A 19,145-nucleotide genomic window follows, 5' to 3' on the forward strand; every position below is an offset into this window, starting at 1 on the left:
AAATGACGCCCGTGTTGAATTCCTACGGATTGGGATTCATCCCACCAATTGGACAACCGTTGTAGAGCTGCAGGAGCACCCCGAGTGAGTACGTCACTGAGTAAGAACCCGCCGACGCCTGACGGTGGTGACACAACCGGCGTTGACACAGTCGGCGGTGTGCCTCGCAGTCGAATCATCGTCGCCAGCACGATCGGCACGTCGATCGAGTTCTACGATTTCTACATCTATGCGACGGCTGCGGTCTCGGTGTTCCCGCATCTCTTCTTCCCCAAAGGCAACGACACCACCGCGCTCCTGGCGTCGCTGGCGACGTTCGGTCTCGCGTTCGTAGCGCGTCCGCTCGGTTCGATCCTCTTCGGTCACTTCGGTGACCGGGTGGGCCGCAAGGCGACATTGGTCGGCTCGCTCCTGACGATGGGTGTCGCGACGTTCCTCATCGGTGTGCTCCCGACCTATGCGCAAGTGGGTTTGCTCGCACCGGCGCTTCTTGCGCTGATGCGTTTCTGTCAGGGACTCGGCCTCGGCGGTGAGTGGTCCGGTGCAGCGTTGCTTGCAACCGAGACGGCAAAGGAAGGCAAGCGGGCCTGGGCGGCCATGTGGCCACAGTTGGGCGCGCCCATCGGTTTCTTCCTTGCGAACGGTCTGTTCCTGGCGATCTCGCTGATGATGAACCACGACAGCGCGAATCCGGACCTCGACGGAGCATTTCTCTCGTGGGGCTGGCGAATTCCCTTCCTGCTCAGCGCAATCATGGTGATGATCGGCCTGTACGTGCGGCTTCGTCTCGAGGAAACTCCGGTGTTCGCGCGCGCAGTCGAGCGCGGCGAGAAGGTCAAGACACCACTCGCCGAGGTATTCAAGACCAGCTGGCGTCAGCTGATCATCGGTACCTTCGTCATGCTCGCCACCTACACGCTGTTCTACCTCATGACCACGTGGGTGCTCAGCTACGGAATCGCGAAGACTCCCGCCGAAGGCGGCGTCGGAGCGGGCTTCAAATACACCGATTTCCTTGTGCTGCAGCTGATCGCAGTGGTCTTCTTCGCTGCCGCAGTGCCGGTATCGGGTTGGCTGGCTGACCGCTACGGCCGACGCATCACGCTGCTGGTCATCACGGGCATGTTGATGGTATTCGGTCTCACGTTCGGCCTTTTCCTGCAGTCCGACGGCATGAGCGACGGCCGGATGCTGGCTTTCCTGATCGTCGGCATGATCCTGATGGGTCTGACCTTCGGGCCGATGAGTGCTGTTCTCCCGGAACTGTTCCCGACCAACGTCCGGTACACGGGCTCGGGTATCGCCTACAACACCGCAAGCATCCTCGGTGCGGCAGTTGCACCGTTCATCGCGGTCTATCTGGTCGACCACTACGGCGTCGGCTGGGTCGGAATCTACCTGCTGGTTGCCGCGGCCCTGACGTTTGTCGCGCTGCTCGTCATGCGTGAGACGAAGGACGAGTCGCTCGACGATGTAGGGGCATAGCCCCCCGTGCGCCCTTTTGGTAGTGCCCACTACCAAAAAGGCGCACAGGGCCGCAGGCCCTACTTTCCGCGAATTGCGTCGAATACCTTGGGATCCACCAGCGTTGAGGTGTCTCCGAGGTCGCGGCCTTCCGCGATATCGCGCAGGAGTCGACGCATGATCTTGCCGGAGCGGGTTTTCGGGAGCTCGGGCACGATGGTGATCTGACGGGGCTTGGCGATGGGGCTGATGTCCTTGGACACCTGTGCTTTGAGTTCCGCGATCAGGATTTCTCCGGTGTTTTCGACGCCCTCGCGCAGGATCACGTAGGCGACGATGCCTTGGCCGGTGGTCTCGTCGGCTGCTCCGACGACGGCGGCTTCGGCCACACCGTGATGGTTGACCAGTGCCGATTCCACCTCGGAGGTGGAGATGCGGTGGCCGGAGACGTTCATGACGTCGTCGACGCGGCCGAGAACCCAGAGGTCGCCGTCGTCGTCGTACTTGGCGCCGTCACCGGCGAAGTACCAGCCTTCTTCGGCGTAGCGGGCCCAGTAGGTGTCCTTGAAGCGTTCCATGTCGCCCCAGATGCCGCGCAGCATCGCCGGCCACGGCTGGTCGAGCACGAGGTAGCCGTTTCCGCCGGCGCCGAGGATCTTTGCGTCGTCGTCGACGATTTTCGCGGAGATACCCGGTAGTGGTGCCATCGCGGATCCGGGCTTGGTGGCGGTGATTCCGGGCAGCGGCGAGATCATGATCGCGCCGGTTTCGGTCTGCCACCAGGTGTCGACGATGGGCGCCTTGCCGCCGCCGATGACGTCGCGGAACCAGCGCCACGCTTCGGGGTTGATGGGTTCGCCGACGGAGCCGAGGAGGCGGATCGAGGTCAGGTCGTGGGCGTCGGGAATCTCGCGCCCCCACTTCATGAATGTGCGCACGAGGGTGGGGGCGGTGTAGTAGATGGAGACGTCGTACTTTTCGATGATCTCGAAGTGGCGGTGCTCGTTCGGGGAGTTCGGGGTGCCTTCGTAGACGACCTGGGTGACGCCGTTCGAGAGTGGGCCGTAGACGATGTAGGAGTGTCCGGTGACCCAGCCGATGTCGGCGGTGCACCAGTAAACGTCTTGTCCGGCTTTGTGATCGAAGACGTTGTGGTGGGTGTACGACGCCTGGGTGAGGTAGCCGCCGGAGGTGTGGATGATGCCCTTGGGCTTACCGGTGGTGCCGGAGGTGTAGAGGATGAACAGGGGATGCTCGGCGTCGAACGGCTGAGCTTCGTGTTCGGGGGAAGCTGTAGCGACGGTTTCGTGCCACCACAGGTCGCGGCCTTGCGTCCAGGCGACGTCGATGCCGGTCCTGTTGACTACCAACACGTTTTGGACGGATTGCGCGCCGTCGACGGATTCGTCGACGGCTTCCTTGATGGGGGCTGCAGATCCGCGGCGCCATTGGCCGTCGACGGTGACGACGAGTTTGGCTTGTGCGTCGTCGATGCGTGAGCGTAGGGCGGTGGCGGAGAATCCGGCGAAGACGACGGAGTGGGTCAGTCCGAGGCGGGCGCAGGCGAGCATCGTGACTATCGCTTCGGGGATCATCGGCATGTAGATGGCAACGCGGTCACCGGCGACGAGTCCGAGGTCGGTGAATGTGTTTGCGGCGCGGCTGACTTCGGCGAGCAGGTCGTTGTAGGTGAGGTCGCGGCTGTCGCCGGGTTCGCCTTCGAAGTGGATTGCGACGCGGTCGCCGTTGCCGGCGAGGACGTGGCGGTCGACGCAGTTGTAGGCGACGTTGAGTTTGCCGCCGACAAACCATTTGGCTACGGGTGCGTCGGTCCAGTCGAGGACGTCGGTCCATTTTTCGTGCCAGTGCAGACGTTCGGCTTGGTCGGCCCAGAAGCCGAGGCGGTCGGTGTCGGCGGCAGCCTGGAGTTCCGGTCCGGCGTTGGCGGCCGCGGCAAATTCTGCGCTGGGCGGGTACGCCTGCGGGACGTCTGTTTCGGCTGCACTGGTCATGATTGACGGCCTTCTTTCGCTTCGGATCGGTAGTACATCGCTCCGTGTGAGGGTAGTCACAAGAGCTGTCAATCGCACCGTTGCATCACGTTGCAACTGCTTGTCCTGCGACAATCGGTCGAATCGATGCGACGGGTGGTTGCCGACGGCGACAAGCGGGCGGCTACTTTTCGGGTGCACCTGACGGGTACCGTCGTTGATCGTGACTGATCCCTTGCAGCCCCTCGTAGATCTCCCCGGCGTTCTTGCCGCCGCTGATCACGCGCGCGACGCGCTCGGTGAAGTGCATCGGCACAAAACAAACAGGCGGGGTTGGCCGACGACTGCTGCGGAGGCCGCAGTTCGCGCCGCCCGGGCCTCGGCCTCCTTGGCTGGCGGATCAACAGTGTTGCCGGCCGAGGGTCTGGCGGGAGATCCGATTCTTGCCGGCGCGTTGCGGGTCGCCCAGGCGCTCGACGGAGACAGCCTTCCGTTGATGGAAGCGACGTGGAAGCGGGCGCCGTTGCAGGCGTTGGCGCGGTTGCATCTGCTGGCGGCCGCGGATCTGGTGGAGGATTCCGACGAACTCGGTAGGCCTCGATCGGATCGTGGAGTTGGGGAACGCCTCGACGCCCTGGCTCAACTCGTCACCGGTGGTACGTCGGCGCCGGCGCCGGTTCTGGCTGCTGTTGTTCACGGTGAACTTCTGGCATTGAGTCCGTTCGGCACTGCCGACGGAATTGTGGCGCGGGCGGCGTCTCGTCTGGTTGCCGTGTCGTCCGGGTTGGATCCGCACAACCTCGGTGTCCCGGAGGTCAGTTGGTTGCGTAGGCCGCAGGCGTATGCGGATGGTGCTGCGGGGTTTGCCTCCGGTCGGGCCGAGGGCGTCGGCAGTTGGGTGATTCTGTGCTGTGGTGCTCTCGAAGCCGGCGCTCGCGAAGCCGCGTCGATTGCTGATGCTGCTGCCGCAGGCTAGCTCCACCACAAACTAGGTACACGCACAAAACGGGCGGCGCTGCCGATAAATCGACTTCGCCGCCCGTTAGCACGGACTGCTCGTTACCAAGCGTGCTCGGTGGGTTGTGTGGGTGGCCTCGGCGAGGGATCGCCCTTCTGAGTTTGTCTCCGCAACCTGTGCGGAGTCCTCGCTCAAACTGAACGAATCTCGCAGGCCCACAACGCTTCTGCCCTTATAGTGGCTTGTGCTCCGCGTGGGTGCCCTAGTGCCCGTGCTGGGAATTTCAGTTGGGGAAACGGCCCTTCTCTTCCGAGCCGTTCCTGGCCTTCCGTTCTTCCGTAACTCCTTTGTACTCTGTGTCGCCGCTCACAGCAAGTGGCAATTTTTGTTTGTGGGCTTCGGATTTCAGCGTTTTCGACGCAACAGTGCAAACGTCACAACCCCGGCGGTCAAGGCCCCGATGCCGACTGCCGCCGTAGTTGCGACCGTAGTGTTCGACTGCGCCGACAACCGTGCCCGGAGGGAGACCGGATTCGAGAAAGTTAGTATGGGCCAACCGTTTCCGGCCGCTGCCTTACGAAGTGCGCGGTCCGGGTTGACTGCCGTAGGATGCCCGACAGCTTCGAGCATCGGCAAGTCGGTTACGGAGTCGGAGTAGGCGTAACTGGAACTGAGGTCGTAGCCGTACCGGTCTGCGAGTCGTTCCATCGCTTCCACCTTGCCGGGGCCGTAGCAGTAGAACTCGACCTCGCCCGTGTAGTGCCCGTCAGTTTCCTTCATAGCCGTCGCCACAGAGTGAGTTGCCCCCAGCGCCCGGGCGATCGGAGCCACGATTTCCTCTCCGGAAGCGGACACCACGATGACGTCGTGCCCTCTCAACTTGTGGTCGGCGATCAGATCGGCAGCCTCGGCATAGACGAGTGGATCCACGATGTCGTGCAGAGTTTCGGCGACGATCGATTTCACCTGCTCCACATCCCACCCGGCGCACATCGCGGTGAGATGTTCGCGCATCCGTTCCATCTGATCGTGATCGGCACCGGAGAGTAGAAACAGAAATTGGGCGTAACTGCTCTTGAGGACGGAGCGTCGGTTGATCAGTCCCTGAGCGAAGAACGGTTTGCTGAAAGCCAGCGTGCTGGATTTGGCGATGACGGTCTTGTCGAGGTCGAAGAAAGCGGCAGTCCGCCCGGTTGTCAGTCCATTCGCAAGCTTGTCGGTCACAGCTACCGAGGATAGTCCGACAGACGGTTCGTATGTGCCTCGAAAGCGTGGGATTCTGTGGCGAAATTTGTGAATCAGTGCTGCTCAGGCTTGCATTTTTAGGATTGCCGCGGTGTAGGGTTAGCGCAGTTCGATTCGTTCGGACGAGTTCAGCCCAACCCCCCGGGGCTGAACTGATGAACGGCCCCCGCCTCCCCCCAGACGGGGGTCGTTCGCTTTTTCTGGGGGCAGTCGCCGGCCCAGTCGCGTGAGTTATCCACAGACCGCGAGTTGTCCACAGACTTCTTCGGGTGTCTGTCGTTTCCGGGCGATCGAGAACAGGCTCTTGCCCATGAACTCGATGGCAGCAGCAGGCACAGGGCAGACCGGCGCGGATGTCTTGGTGATGGTCGACGATCCGATGATTCTCGCCAGTGTGCGACGCGTCGCTGCCGCGATTGATCAGGCAGTGGACGAGGCGATGCATCCGGTCTCGCGGCAGCAATGGAATCGAGCGTCGGCCGTAGTTCTCGACGCGGCGAGTGCCAGAGCTTGTTCGAGTCGCAACCCCAGACGTTCGCGTGTATTCATCGTCAACGAGGGGGAACCCACGATCGACGAGTGGAAGTACGCCACCTCCATCGGGGCGCAGTCCGTGTTCACGTTGCCCGCCGACGAGAATGCGTTGGTCGCCGTGCTGGCCGAGCATTCCGCAAGCCGCGGCGACGGCACAGTCGTGGCCGTTGTCGGCGGTTGTGGTGGAGCAGGGGCTTCCGTGAGTGCCGCCGCGATTGCCTTGACGTCTGCTGCTCGTCACACACCGACATTGCTTGTCGACGTCGACGCACTCGGCAGCGGCGCGGACGTCTTGCTCGGTATCGATTCTGTTCCGGGGTTGCGTTGGTCGGCGTTGACGGTCGAGGGTGGACGGTTGTCGCCGGAAGCGCTTCGCGATGCACTTCCCGCGTTGGGAAAGGATCTGCGGGTACTCGCGTGCAGCAGGCGGGAAGTTTGCGGTCCTTCGGTCACGGCTGTGGCGGCGGTGCTCGACGCCGGACGACGGTCGGGCGGCGTGGTTGTGTGCGACGTTCCGCGCGATCGAAGCCCGGTGGTCGAAGCGGTTCTCGAAGCATCGGACTTCGTGGTGATGGTCGTCCCGGCCACGGTGGCGTCGTGTGTCGCGGCCGAGAAGGTGGGGGTGTGGGCGGCGGAACATAATTCGAATATCGGGCTGCTGGTGCGCGGTCCGGCTCCGGGAGGTCTCCGCGGGGTCGATGTTGCGAACATGCTCGGTTTGCCGTTGATCGCGGTCATGCGTGGGCATCGATCACTTGCGTCGATGCTCGAGCGTGGCGGGTTGGAATTGACACGTCATTGTCCTTTGAGTGTCGGTTCCGGCGCCGTTCTGGACGCGATTACTTCAGGGGCACGCATCTGGGGCACTGCAGCATGAGCGGCCTGGTCACGGCGGACCTGCTCGAGCGAGTCCGTGAACGATTGACGGCGTCGACAAGCCTGGAGCCGACAGCGGCTACGGTGGCCGACGCTGTTCGCGCCGAATCCTCAGGGGTGCTGGGTGATACCGACTTGTTGGAGGTGCTGCGAATCCTCCAGACCGAACTGACCGGCGCTGGCCCGCTCGAATCGCTTTTGCACGAACCCGGTGTCGCCGATGTTCTGGTGACCGCGCCGGACGAGGTGTGGGTGGATCGAGGCGTCGGGTTGGAGCGAACCACGGTGAGATTTGCCGACGAGGCCGCGGTACGACGCCTCGCGCAGCGGTTGGCTTTGTCGGCGGGTAGACGACTCGACGACGCGCAGCCGTGGGTCGACGGTCGGCTGCACGGTGTGGGTGACGGTCACTTCGGTGTTCGGTTGCACGCTGTTCTCGCACCGGTTGCGCAGGGCGGAACCTGCTTGTCCTTGCGCGTGCTTCGGCCGGCGACGCAGGGACTCGACGCACTGTGCGAACGCGGCGCGATCGAACCGGGGGCCAGAACGTTGCTCGATCGAATCATTGCGTGCCGCTTGGCGTTTCTCGTGATCGGTGGCACCGGTGCCGGAAAAACTACATTGCTGTCGGCGGTCCTGGGTGCCGTCGATCCCCGAGAGCGGATCATCTGTGTCGAGGACGCCGCAGAGTTGGCTCCGCCGCATCCCCATGTCGTTCGGTTAGTTGCACGTGCGCCGAATGTGGAGGGTGTCGGGGAGGTGACGGTACGCGATCTCGTACGTCAGGCGCTGCGGATGCGCCCTGACCGCATAGTGGTCGGAGAAGTTCGTGGAGCCGAGGTCATCGACCTTCTGACAGCCTTGAATACGGGTCATGACGGCGGCGCCGGAACCATCCATGCCAACTCTCCGGAGGAGGTGCCGGCCAGGCTGGAGGCACTGGCAGCTTTGGGTGGGATGGACCGAAATGCGTTGCACAGTCAGCTTGCAGCAGCAGTCCAGGTGATCTTGCATGTTCATCGCAGTGCTGACGGATCCAGGCGACTCGAACAGATCGGCGTAATCGAGCGTGGCGCCGACGGTTTCGTACGCATCAACGAGGCCTGGCCGACGGTGGGTCCGGGCCGCGATCAACTCGAGCGGCTGTTGCGCCTTCGCGATCGAGAGAGCCTCGTTCGATGAGCGTCACGTTGTTGCTGTGTGCGTTGTCCGTAATGGTTGCGCCGGTGGCGGATTCGCGTACAAGGCTTGCCGCTCTGGTTGATCGGGATACCGGTGCATCCCGGAAAGTGCCGTGGTTGTTGCCGGCGGCGTTTCTGGTGATCTTCCTGAGTTGGATGTTCGGCGGATACTCGGCGGTAGTGGCCGTCGTGGTGATCTGCGGAACGACCATGATTCGTGGTCGGCAGAAGAAAGTAACCCGGTCGAGAGACTCGGAACTGGTTGTCCTGCTTGCCGGCTTGGAGATCCTGATCGCGGAGTTGCGGATTGGTGCGCATCCCGCTTCGGCGTGTGCCGTTGCCGGTGAGGAGTGTGCGGGTGAGGTCGGGGAAGTGTTTCGACGGGGTTCTGCCCGGGCTCGATTGGGCGGCACCGCTGCTGACGCGTTCGGAGTTGTCGGATCGCTGGTCGAGCGTGAGTTGGCGCGAGTCGGATCAGTATGGTCGGTGGCCGAAGACCACGGGTTGGCTCTCGCCGATCTGCTTGACGCTGTTCGGACGGATATGTTGGGTCGCAAACGCTTTCGTCAGCGCACCGAGTCTGGCTTGGCCGGCGCGAGAGCCACCGCATCCGTCCTTGCGGGGCTTCCGCTTCTCGGTATCGGATTGGGTGAACTGATGGGTGCCTCCCCGTTGACTGTGCTCTTCGGGGGAGGCGTCGGCGGGATGATGCTCGTCGCGGGAACCGTGTTTGTTTCCCTGGGTCTGCTGTGGACCGACAAGATCACCGCGAAGGTCAGCTCATGATGTGGCAGGCGGTCCTGATGGTCGGCTGCTCGCTCCTCGTTGTTCCGAATGCGCGCACATCTTTGTCCCGGACTACGGAGATATTTCGTGGGGCCGAGGATGTCCTTCCCGGCCCGGAGACGCACGTCGACAACATTGATCCTCTCGCCGTGGCGGCAAGTTTCGATCTGCTGGCCGCCTGTCTGCGCGGAGGGCTTCCGGTCGCGGAGGCTGTTGCCGCGGTTGCTGTTACGGCCCCGAACCCGATGGCAGGCACGCTCCGCCGGGTGGCAGACCTTTTGGCTTTGGGTGCAGATCCGGATGTGGCCTGGAGCGAGGCAGCTCTCGATCCCAGCACGGAATCGCTGGCGCGGTTGGCCCGCAGGTCTTCGCGTTCCGGTACGTCACTCTCCGTCGCGATGACCGAACTCGCAGATCGAAGCAGAGGCGAGGCGGAGGATGCGGCCGCGGCATCAGCGGAACGCGCCGGTGTGCTGATCAGCGGTCCGCTCGGGCTGTGCTTTCTGCCTGCGTTTCTCTGCCTCGGAATAGTGCCGGTCGTGATCGGATTGGCAACTTCGGTGCTCGGCGACGGATTGATCTGACGCAGCGCGCAATTCTTCCGCGGCAGAACAGCTGTCGCGGCTGCCGCGTTCGGTGCGGTTCTTTATTCAGTGGTCACTGGTGATTCGATTGTCACTGCACTTACCGGGATCATCGACAAAGCGCTCAAGACAGCTGTGTGATGTTGTCCACGAGAAGTATTCGCCGATCCGACGACGGCGCGGTCACAGTCGAGGCTGCGATCGGTCTCGCCTCGATCATCGCTGTGGTGGTGCTGTGCATCGGAGCGGTATTGGCAGTGTCGATGCAAGTTCGGTGCGTGGATGCTGCTCGTGAGGCGGCAAGACTGACTGCGCGTGGTGATCGCGACAATGCGATCACCACGGCGCGTCGTATCGGTCCTTCCGACGCGCGAATTTCGGTGCAGATCGTCGACGGATTTGCCGTGGCGGTGGTGAGCGCGGACAGTGCGTTGCTACCCATGGTGAATATTTCAGCGGAGGCGGTGGCGTCGGTCGAACCAGGGGTGAGCGGATGAATATCCGGTCCGACGACGGTGTTGCAACAGTCTTTTCGTGCATTGCGCTGGCGGGAATCGTGGTGGCTACGGGCGGGTTCCTGCATGTCGGTTCGGCAGTTGTCGCCCGTCATAGTGCCCAGTCTTCGGCAGACCTTTCGGCATTGGCCGGTGCCGGAGCGCTCGATCGTGGCGCCGGCGCCGGGTGTGAGAAGGCCACTGAAGTTGCCGTGCGGATGCGGACTGTCCTCGCGGAATGTGTGATCGAGGAGTGGGATGTTGTTGTCCGGGTGCGGGCGCCGGTGTTGTTGTCGGCCTTCGGTATCGGCGACGCCGAGGCATCCGCTCGGGCCGGGCCGTCCGGGTAGGTGCTCAGTTGATGGTGTCGAGGACCGCCGTCAGAACTCGTATGGCACCGTCTTTGTCGAGTGGGTCGTTTCCGTTGCCGCACTTGGGTGAGTAGACGCACGACGGGCAGCCGTGGGAGCACTCGCACGAGGTGATCGCGTCGCGGGTGGCGGTGAGCCAGCGGGAGAGCTCACTGTGCCCGCGATCTGCGAATCCTGCGCCGCCGGCATGGCCGTCGTAGACGAAGACGGTGGGCAGACCGGTGTCGGCGTGTACCGCAGTCGAGACTCCGCCGATATCTCCTCGATCGCAGATCGCGACCAGCGGCAGGAGACCGATCGCGGCATGTTCTGCGGCGTGGAGTGATCCCGGGAACCGCTCCGGTGCAACACCGACGGACTCGAGTAATTCGGGGGTGATCGTGTACATCACGGCCCGAGTCTGCAAAGTATGTTCCGGCATGTCGAGTTCGATCGAGTCGAGGACTTCGCCGGAGTTCAGGCGGCGCAGGTAGCCGACAACTTGATGCGTGACCTCGACCCGTACGAGCGATACGGCGATGTCGCCGTAATTCTTGTGCTCGAGCTGTTCGGTGACGGTGATTTCGGTGGTTTCGCGCGCTGAGGTGGTCCAGTCGGGGTTCTCCGCATGGACGAGGGCCAGGCCGACTTCCAAGTCCAGTTCGTCGACAACGTACGACTCACCTTGGTGGATGTGCACTGCACCCGGATGAACGGTGGCGGGCGCGCGTCCGGCGTCGACGGTTCCGAGCATTCGGCCGGATTGGCCGTCGACGATGGCTACTTGGGTGCCGATGCCGCCGCGAATGTCGAGGGAGCCGTGCGGGTTGGAATCCGCAGTGACGAACCAGCCGTGTTTGCGTTGTCTGATCTTGCCCTGCTCGGCGAGTGCGGTCAGGACCTCGAGTGCCCCGAACGCCTCGACCTCGGCTTCGGATAGTGGGAGTTCCATTGCAGCGCAGAGAAGTTGAGGTCCGAGAACGTAGGGATTTCCGGGATCTGTGACGGTAGCCTCGACCGGTTTCTCGAGAATCGCGGCGGGGTGGTGGACGAGATATGTGTCGAGTGGATCGTCGCGGGCGATCAATACGACCAATGATCCTTCGCCTCGTCTGCCGGACCGGCCTGCTTGCTGCCAGAACGACGCCACGGTTCCCGGAAAGCCGGCTACGACAACGGCGTCGAGACCGGCGATGTCGACGCCGAGTTCGAGGGCGTTGGTGGTCGCGGCTCCCAGCAGCGTGCCGTCCGCGAGAGCTGCTTCCAGTTCTCGACGATCCTCCGCGAGGTATCCGGCTCGGTACGGTGCGACGCGTTCGGCCAGATCGGTGTCGACCTCGGCGAGTAGACGTTTGGTCGCCAGGGCGGTCAGTTCGGCGCCGCGCCGCGAACGGACGAAGGTGAGAGTTCGAGCGCCTTCGATCATCAGGTCGGCCATGATCCGGGCTGCTTCGGCGCCGGCAGGACGACGTACCGGGCTGCCGTTCTCTCCGGTGAGTGCCGGTACGAGTGGCGGTTCCCAGAGCGCGACGGTGCGTGGTCCGTGGGGTGACCCGTCGTCCGTGACTTCGGTGCAGTGAGCGCCGATCAGCCGGGAGGCGGCTACGCCGGGGTCGGCGGTGGTAGCACTGGCCAGGATGAAGGTGGGTTCGGCTCCGTACCGGGCGGCGATGCGTCGCAGTCGGCGCAGAATGAGGGCGACATTGGATCCGAAGACGCCACGGTAGGAGTGGCATTCGTCGACAATCACGTATTTCAGATTGCGGAAGAAGTGTGCCCATCGTTGGTGGGTACGGAGCAGTGAAATATGCAGCATATCGGGATTGGTGAACACCCATCGTGAGTTCTCACGCGCCCAGGTGCGAAGTTCCGTCGAGGTGTCCCCGTCGTACGCGCTCGGGTTGGTTCCCCGTAGTTCGGCGTCGAAGTCGGTGAGGGACAGCACTGCTCGCAGTTGGTCGCTGCCGAGCGCTTTGGTGGGGGAGAGATACAGCGCAGTAGCGAGCGGGTCCGACGCCATCGCAGTCAGAACCGGAAGTTGGTATGCCAGTGACTTGCCCGACGCTGTTCCAGTGGCGACGACGACGTGTTTCCCTTGATGGGCAAGATTTGCAGCTTCGGACTGATGAGTCCAGGGGGCGGTCACGCTGTGCTCGCGCAACGTACGTACGACGCTGGGGTGCAACCACTCCGGCCATTCGGCGAACTGTGCACGGCGAGCGGGTAGCTGCGCCGTGAAGGTCAACGGATCTTCGTTTCCGGTAACACCCGCTACGACGCGGCCGAGAAGCATCTGTCCGTAGGTTTCGCCAGGGGTCCCGCCGGGATCAGGAATTGGGGAGGCTGCGTTCACGTGACTCTCCGGGATCGGCGTTCGGGGTGTCCCGGCAGTGCGAAGCTGCCGTTACCTGCAGTTTTGATGATACGCATCGGTTCTGAATCGTGTCGGCGTGGGGTGGTGACTGCGACCTCCGGGATTGCCGCCGGCAGACGGTTTTTCTCGTAGCAAATTTTTAACCTATTTCGACTGTTCTGTACGCGCAGAACATGGTTGACTGACAACCGGTCGCAGCTTCTGTGTTCGTTGGCTTGAGAAAGTGCACGCTCGCAGGATCGTTGTTGCGAGCGCGGTGTCTTGCCTTTCCTACGAGGATTCAAGCCTGGGGGAAACAAAAGTACGGCGGTCGGAACCGGCCCGGTGAATTGATAAGGGCAGTTCACCGAATCCGGTGTTAGAAAGAGAAGGAAAAGCATGGCACAGGGCACTGTGAAGTGGTTCAACGCTGAAAAGGGCTTCGGCTTCATCGCTCCCGAAGACGGTTCCGCAGACGTCTTCGTTCATTACTCCGAGATTCAGGGCAACGGTTTCCGCACCCTCGAGGAGAACCAGCGTGTGGAGTTCGAGGTCGGCCAGGGAACCAAGGGACCCCAGGCGACCGGAGTTCGCGCAGTCTGATTCTTCCGCTCGTACTTCGGGTGAATAGTTTTGGGCAGGATCGTCCCCCATCGTTGCGACGCAAGTTGCGTAGCGGTGGGGGGACGTTCCTTTTCGTGTTATTGCCGGCGGTCGGAAGTTGATTCTTCAACTCGCCCGCTGAGTGGCCGTCTATGCCGCAGCGGTCTTCGTGCCCTACGTTGCACTCTGTGAGCCAACTGTCCTTTTTCTCCGCCGAGTCGATTCCTCCGGCCGTGACCGACCTCGCTGGCATGCTGGCCGGACCCGGTCAGGTAGTGACCACCGAGGATCGTGCCCGGATCTCCATCGTCGTGGATCGAGACTGGCGAGCGCAGGCTGTCGCGGAATTAATCGCGCAATGCGGGCTCGGCGCGGAGGTGACGCGCAGCGAAGAAGGCAGCCCGCTGGTGCGGACGCAGTCGACGCCGGCATTGCTGCCGCTGTCCGTGCAGTGGACCAAAGGCGCCGTGAAGTCTGTTCCGGCTGGTTGGGTCCCGAACTCGCGCCAACTCCGGGTCTGGGCCGTAGCCGCCGGTCGTCTGGAAGAGGACGGTGACCGCTTCGTCTTCGGCCTCGACCCGCATGCCACCAACACCCATGCGCCGTTGGCGCAGGCATTGATGCGGGTGGGTATCGCACCCACTCAATTGGGTAATCGGACACCGGGTCCGGGGCTTCGAGTTTCCGGGAAGAAGCGACTGACAAAGCTCGTCGAATACCTCGGGGAGGCACCCCGTCACGTGGACGTCGAGTCAGCTTGGCCACATGTCTGATCGTTCCCATACTGTACTGATCTGCACGAATGTGTTGTGGGTATGTCACTCTGTAAAGGGCGGCACGGGGTATAAATTGCTCCAGACGTCTAGTTCTCAGTACTGCCGACGGCAGTAGATCGTCATTGCCGACGGCAGTGATCGTCCAAAGGAAGGTTCGGGCAGCAGGTGGCTAAAGCGGACAACGGCAGCGGTCAGGGAGCGTCCGGTAACCCTCGTCGCCTCGTGATCGTCGAGTCACCGACCAAGGCGCGCAAAATCGCTCCCTACCTCGGTAAAGATTACGTCGTAGAGGCATCGGTCGGTCATATTCGTGACCTGCCGCGCGGTGCAGCGGATGTTCCGGCCAAGTACAAGGGCGAGTCCTGGGCCCGCCTCGGCGTCAACGTCGACAACGATTTCGAGCCGCTCTATGTCGTGAGCCCGGAGAAGAAGGGCAAGGTCGCCGAGCTCAAGGCGCTCTTGAAGGACGCCGACGAGCTATTCCTCGCAACTGACCCTGACCGCGAGGGCGAGGCAATTGCCTGGCATCTTCTCGAGACCCTGAAACCCAAGATTCCGGTTCGTCGAATGGTCTTCCACGAGATCACCGAGCCGGCAATTCGTGCCGCCGCCGAAGACACCCGCGAGTTGGACACCGACCTCGTCGACGCCCAGGAAACCCGCCGTATCCTCGACCGTCTTTACGGTTACGAGGTCAGCCCGGTTCTCTGGAAGAAGGTCATGCCGAAGCTTTCGGCTGGTCGCGTTCAGTCCGTGGCAACCCGTGTCATCGTTCAGCGTGAGCGTGAGCGCATGGCGTTCAAGTCGGCTTCGTACTGGGATATCTCTGCCACTCTCGATGCCGGCGCCGAGGCCAGCCCGCGCAGTTTCGGTGCTCGTCTTGTCACTGTCGACGGTTCGCGCGTCGCTTCGGGTCGCGATTTCGGACCCGACGGAAAACTCAAGGGCAGTGCCGTCACCGTGTTGGACGAGGCCGCTGCGCGTCGTCTCGCAGAAGGACTGCAGGGCGTTGACCTCACGGTTTCCTCCGCTGAGGACAAGCCCTACACCCGCAAGCCGTACCCGCCGTTCATGACGTCGACGCTCCAGCAGGAGGCCGGCCGCAAGCTTCGCTTCACGTCCGAGCGGGCCATGCGTATCGCGCAGCGGTTGTACGAAAACGGCTACATCACCTACATGCGTACCGACTCGACGACGCTGTCGGAGTCTGCGATCACTGCTGCTCGTACGCAGGCCGCAGAACTGTACGGCCCGGAGTACGTCCACCCGACGCCACGGCAGTACACCCGCAAGGTCAAGAACGCGCAGGAAGCGCACGAGGCGATCCGTCCCGCCGGTGACGTTTTCCAGACTCCCGGGCAGTTGCATTCGAAGCTCGATACCGACGAGTTCAAGCTTTACGAACTCATCTGGCAGCGCACTGTTGCTTCGCAGATGGCCGACGCTCGCGGAACAACGCTGACGTTGCGGATCTCGGGTACAGCAGGCACGGGTGAGGACTGCACGTTCTCCGCGTCCGGTCGCACCATCGTGTTCGCGGGCTTCCTCAAGGCTTACGTCGAGAGTGTCGACGAAGAGGCCGGCGGACAGTCCGACGACGCAGAATCCCGACTTCCGGTGCTGGTCAAGGGCCAGGAAGTCACGGCAACGAAGCTCGATCCGGATGGTCACAGCACCAACCCGCCGGCGCGATACACCGAAGCCAGCCTCATCAAGACGCTCGAAGAACTCGGCATCGGTCGCCCGTCGACGTACTCGTCGATCATCAAGACAATCCTCGACCGTGGTTACGTCTACAAGCGTGGCAGTGCGTTGGTCCCCGCCTGGGTCGCCTTTGCGGTCATCGGGTTGCTCGAAGCGCACTTCGGCCGTCTGGTCGACTTCGACTTCACCGCCGGCATGGAAGACGACCTCGACGCCATCGCCGGTGGACGAGAGCAGCGCGGCAACTGGCTGAGCAGCTTCTACTTCGGCGGCGAGACCGGCGCCGAAGGTTCGGTGGCCCGCGAGGGTGGCTTGAAGAAGATGGTCGGTGTCAATCTCGAGGAGATCGACGCCCGCGAGGTCAACTCCATTCGTTTGTTCGACGACGCCGAAGGCCGTGATGTTCACGTCCGCGTCGGACGTTTCGGTCCGTACCTCGAGCGTATGGTCCAAAATCCGGACGATCCCGAAGGCGATCTGATCTCGCAACGGGCCAATCTTCCTGATGATCTGCCGCCGGACGAGCTCACTCCCGAGTTCGCGGAAAAGCTGTTCTCGACGCCTCAAGAGGGTCGCAAGCTCGGTGTCGACCCACTGACCGGCCACGAAATCGTCGCGAAGGAGGGCCGCTTCGGCCCTTACGTCACGGAATTGTTGCCTGAGCCGCCGGCCGAACCGGAACCGGACATCGTTCCGGTGCTTGAGCCTGAAGAGATCAGTGCGGGCAGCACGAAGACTGCGGTGAAGAAGGCCGCAGCCAAGAAGGCTCCCGCGAAGAAGGCTGCCAAGAAGGTTGCCGGTCCCAAGCCGCGCACCGGTTCGTTGCTCAAGTCGATGGACCTGGCCACCATCACGCTCGAAGACGCATTGCGACTCCTCTCGTTGCCGCGCGTTGTCGGTGTCGACCCGGAGTCCAAGGAAGAGATCACCGCGCAGAACGGCCGCTACGGTCCGTATCTGAAAAAGGGCACCGATTCTCGTTCGCTTGCGGACGAGGAGCAGATGTTCACGGTGACGCTCGACGAGGCGCTCAAGATCTACGCCGAGCCGAAGCGTCGTGGACGTCAGGCGTCGGCTACTCCGCCGCTGCGTGAGCTGGGCGTCGACCCGGTGAGTGAGAAGCCGATGGTGATCAAGGACGGTCGCTTCGGTCCGTACGTCACCGACGGCGAGACCAATGCCAGCTTGCGTAAGGACGACGAGGTCGAGTCGATTTCGGATGCTCGCGCGTCTGAATTGCTGGCTGACCGTCGTGCCCGCGGACCGGTGAAGAAGAAGGCTGCTGCCAAGAAGGCTCCGGCCAAGAAGGCCGCCGCCAAGAAGACGGCTGCAAAGAAGGCTCCGGCCAAGAAGGCCGCTGCAAAGAAGGCCCCGGCGAAGAAGGATTGAGCCGGGCTCGTCGGTACCGGCGGTTAGGGTTTTTGCATGAGTATTGAGGTGGCCGAGCGCGGTGTGTTCGGCCGGCTGGTAGGCCAGCACGACGTCGAGCAGAGTTTGCGAGCCGCCGCGCTGGCCGCCAGGGGCGATTCCACCGGTTCCGATATGAGCCATGCGTGGCTGTTCACGGGCCCGCCAGGGTCCGGGCGTTCCGTTGCGGCGCTCTGCTTCGCCGCAGCCTTGCAATGCACGTCAGATGGCGCACCAGGATGCGGCGAGTGCCATGCGTGTACGACGACGATGGCCGGAACTCACGGTGACGTACGACGGATCGTTCCTGTCGGCTTGAGCATCCCGGTCAAAGAAATGCGCAAGATTGTCAACATCGCGTCTCGCCGGCCGACTACCGGACGCTGGCAGATCATTGTGGTGGAAGATGCTGATCGGTTGACCGAGGGTGCTGCAAATGCGCTTCTGAAGGTTGTCGAAGAGCCGCCGGACCGCACCGTCATCCTGCTGTGTGCGCCCACGACCGATCCCGAGGACATGTCGGTCACACTGCGGTCGAGATGTAGGCATATGCCATTGGTGACTCCTTCTGTCGAGTCGATTGCGCAGGTATTGGTCGAGCGCGACGGGCTTTCTCCCGAACAGGCGGCGTTTGCCGCGTCGATCAGCGGTGGACATGTCGGTCGAGCACGGCGTTTGGCTACCGATGACGGTGCCCGCGATGAACGATCACGGTCATTGCGACTTGCATTCGATGCTGCTTCCGCATCTACGGCGTACAAAGCGGCCGAGGCATTGGTCAAGTCGATCGAATCGGAAACCAAGGCGCTCTATGCCGATCTCAAGGAACAAGAGCTCGAAGAACTGAAGGTCTCGCTCGGTGCCGGAGGTACGGGTAAGGGCACCGCCGGTGCCATCCGCGGATCCGCCGGATTGATCAAAGAACTCGAGGATCGACAGAAATCTCGCGATACGAGAGGGCGTCGTGACCTTCTCGACCGGACGCTGATCGACCTTGCCGGTATGTACCGGGACGCGTTGTCCTATTCGCTGGGATCGTCGTCGACGGCCACACATCCGGATAAGACGACGGAAGCCGCCCAACTGGCTGCTCGCACTTCGCCCGAAGGGCTGTTGACGTGCATCGAAGCGGTGCTGGCTTGCCGTGAGGCTGTCGATTTCAACGTCAAGTTGCAATGGGCTCTCGACGCGATGGTTGCGCGCATCGGGGAGGCTTTCCGACCCCCGTTTTCGCGTTCTGGGGGTTGACCAGTTAGACTCGCCCTCGCCGAAAGGCACGCTGCCTTAGCTCAGTCGGTAGAGCATTTCACTCGTAATGAAAAGGTCGAGAGTTCGATTCTCTCAGGCAGCTCGGTCAAGAGCCCCACACCCGCAATCTTGGGTGTGGGGCTCTTGCCGTTTGTACGTACACAAACTCGACGACCGGTTTATCCTGATCTTGCGCATGCGCGCCTGAGCAGGGGAGAGACCGCGATGTCGGAGCAGAATTGGGGATCGTGCCAGCCGCCGCAGTACGGACAGGTGCCGCCGAACCAGCCGCCGCAGTACGGACAGATGCCGCCGATGTCGCCGCAGGGGTACCTGCCGCCGCAGCCTGCTTATCCATACGCGTCGTGGATCTCGAGAGTCTGGGCGTATTTACTCGACAATTTCATCGTGCCGCTGCCTGGCCTGATCTTGATGATCGTCGGTGCGGTGATTGCGTTCTCCGGCGCCGAAGTCTCTACCTACGAAACCTACGGCACGTATGACACGTATGAATCGAGCAACATCGACGGCGTGAACGGTGCCGGAATCGCGGTCATGGTTGTCGGCGGCCTGGCAATTCTGTTGATCGAA

General features: G+C 62.6%; 16 protein-coding genes, 1 tRNA gene and 1 pseudogene (1 of these 18 only partly in view). 15 read left to right on the forward strand and 3 right to left on the reverse strand.

Translation table 11 applies throughout. The features are described from left to right. The first annotated feature begins 84 nt into the window (after window positions 1-84). A complete protein-coding gene (locus BDB13_RS06525; RefSeq protein WP_094270930.1) occupies window positions 85-1,485 on the forward strand; it encodes an MFS transporter in 1,401 nt (466 codons plus the stop codon). Between the two features lie 59 nt (window positions 1,486-1,544). Here BDB13_RS06525 and acs read toward each other — a convergent pair whose 3' ends face one another. Beyond that, window positions 1,545-3,476: an acetate--CoA ligase gene (gene acs, locus BDB13_RS06530; protein WP_094270931.1), complete on the reverse strand. Its 1,932-nt coding sequence runs from the start codon at window positions 3,474-3,476 to the stop codon at window positions 1,545-1,547. Between the two features lie 202 nt (window positions 3,477-3,678). On the opposite strand from acs, the gene BDB13_RS06535 reads away from it, so the two are divergent. Next, window positions 3,679-4,431 carry an oxidoreductase gene (locus tag BDB13_RS06535; protein WP_094270932.1) on the forward strand — a complete coding sequence of 251 codons (753 nt, stop codon included), beginning with the start codon at window positions 3,679-3,681 and terminating at the stop codon, window positions 4,429-4,431. A gap of 387 nt (window positions 4,432-4,818) precedes the next feature. Here the strand turns inward: BDB13_RS06535 and BDB13_RS06540 are convergent, their stop codons facing one another. Next, a complete protein-coding gene (locus BDB13_RS06540; RefSeq protein WP_094270933.1) occupies window positions 4,819-5,637 on the reverse strand; it encodes an HAD-IB family hydrolase in 819 nt (272 codons plus the stop codon). A gap of 331 nt (window positions 5,638-5,968) precedes the next feature. Here BDB13_RS06540 and ssd point away from each other — a divergent pair, with 331 nt between their 5' ends. From ssd to BDB13_RS06575, 7 genes and pseudogenes are all read left to right on the forward strand, one after another. Further along, window positions 5,969-7,069 carry a septum site-determining protein Ssd gene (ssd, locus tag BDB13_RS06545; protein ID WP_254922732.1) on the forward strand — a complete coding sequence of 367 codons (1,101 nt, stop codon included), beginning with the start codon at window positions 5,969-5,971 and terminating at the stop codon, window positions 7,067-7,069. Further along, complete coding sequence (locus BDB13_RS06550; protein WP_094270934.1) at window positions 7,066-8,250, forward strand: TadA family conjugal transfer-associated ATPase; 1,185 nt, start codon at window positions 7,066-7,068, stop codon at window positions 8,248-8,250. The genes ssd and BDB13_RS06550 overlap by 4 nt, the downstream gene beginning before the upstream one ends. Then, window positions 8,247-9,035: a type II secretion system F family protein gene (locus tag BDB13_RS06555; protein ID WP_094270935.1), complete on the forward strand. Its 789-nt coding sequence runs from the start codon at window positions 8,247-8,249 to the stop codon at window positions 9,033-9,035. The genes BDB13_RS06550 and BDB13_RS06555 overlap by 4 nt, the downstream gene beginning before the upstream one ends. After that, window positions 9,032-9,619 (forward strand): type II secretion system F family protein, encoded by a 588-nt coding sequence (locus tag BDB13_RS32825; RefSeq protein ID WP_094270936.1) that lies wholly within the window; start codon window positions 9,032-9,034, stop codon window positions 9,617-9,619. Before BDB13_RS06555 ends, BDB13_RS32825 begins: the two co-directional genes overlap by 4 nt. Window positions 9,620-9,652: 33 nt before the next feature. Next, window positions 9,653-9,760, forward strand: a pseudogene (locus BDB13_RS32830) (DUF4244 domain-containing protein); the annotation flags it as partial. Then, complete coding sequence (locus BDB13_RS06570) at window positions 9,760-10,116, forward strand: TadE family type IV pilus minor pilin (protein ID WP_094270937.1); 357 nt, start codon at window positions 9,760-9,762, stop codon at window positions 10,114-10,116. The pseudogene BDB13_RS32830 and the gene BDB13_RS06570, both read left to right, overlap by 1 nt. Continuing rightward, complete coding sequence (locus tag BDB13_RS06575; protein WP_094270938.1) at window positions 10,113-10,463, forward strand: Rv3654c family TadE-like protein; 351 nt, start codon at window positions 10,113-10,115, stop codon at window positions 10,461-10,463. Before BDB13_RS06570 ends, BDB13_RS06575 begins: the two co-directional genes overlap by 4 nt. A 4-nt stretch (window positions 10,464-10,467) precedes the next feature. Here the strand turns inward: BDB13_RS06575 and BDB13_RS06580 are convergent, their stop codons facing one another. Further along, window positions 10,468-12,756, reverse strand: coding sequence for a DEAD/DEAH box helicase (locus BDB13_RS06580; protein WP_094274721.1), 2,289 nt, complete (start codon window positions 12,754-12,756; stop codon window positions 10,468-10,470). Window positions 12,757-13,215: 459 nt separating this feature from the next. On the opposite strand from BDB13_RS06580, the gene cspE reads away from it, so the two are divergent. The 6 genes from cspE to BDB13_RS06610 all read left to right on the forward strand — a co-directional run. Then, window positions 13,216-13,419, forward strand: a complete 204-nt coding sequence (gene cspE, locus BDB13_RS06585; RefSeq protein WP_003946117.1) for a transcription antiterminator/RNA stability regulator CspE — start codon at window positions 13,216-13,218, stop codon at window positions 13,417-13,419. A gap of 188 nt (window positions 13,420-13,607) precedes the next feature. Beyond that, window positions 13,608-14,192, forward strand: a complete 585-nt coding sequence (locus tag BDB13_RS06590) for a hypothetical protein (RefSeq protein WP_169632425.1) — start codon at window positions 13,608-13,610, stop codon at window positions 14,190-14,192. A 168-nt stretch (window positions 14,193-14,360) separates the two neighbouring features. Beyond that, a complete protein-coding gene (topA, locus tag BDB13_RS06595) occupies window positions 14,361-17,288 on the forward strand; it encodes a type I DNA topoisomerase (protein WP_094270940.1) in 2,928 nt (975 codons plus the stop codon). A 36-nt stretch (window positions 17,289-17,324) separates the two neighbouring features. After that, window positions 17,325-18,554, forward strand: a complete 1,230-nt coding sequence (locus BDB13_RS06600; protein WP_094270941.1) for a DNA polymerase III subunit delta' — start codon at window positions 17,325-17,327, stop codon at window positions 18,552-18,554. 30 nt (window positions 18,555-18,584) lie between these two features. Then, window positions 18,585-18,657 (forward strand) — tRNA-Thr (locus BDB13_RS06605). A 122-nt stretch (window positions 18,658-18,779) separates the two neighbouring features. Further along, on the forward strand, window positions 18,780-19,145 hold the 5' portion of the coding sequence (locus tag BDB13_RS06610) for an RDD family protein (RefSeq protein ID WP_094270942.1). It continues 246 nt past the right edge of the window; 366 of the gene's 612 nt are visible here — the first part of the coding sequence; its start codon is at window positions 18,780-18,782; its stop codon lies beyond the right edge, outside the window.

Origin of the sequence: Rhodococcus sp. OK302, from assembly GCF_002245895.1 — a bacterium.
Classification (GTDB): domain Bacteria; phylum Actinomycetota; class Actinomycetes; order Mycobacteriales; family Mycobacteriaceae; genus Rhodococcus_F.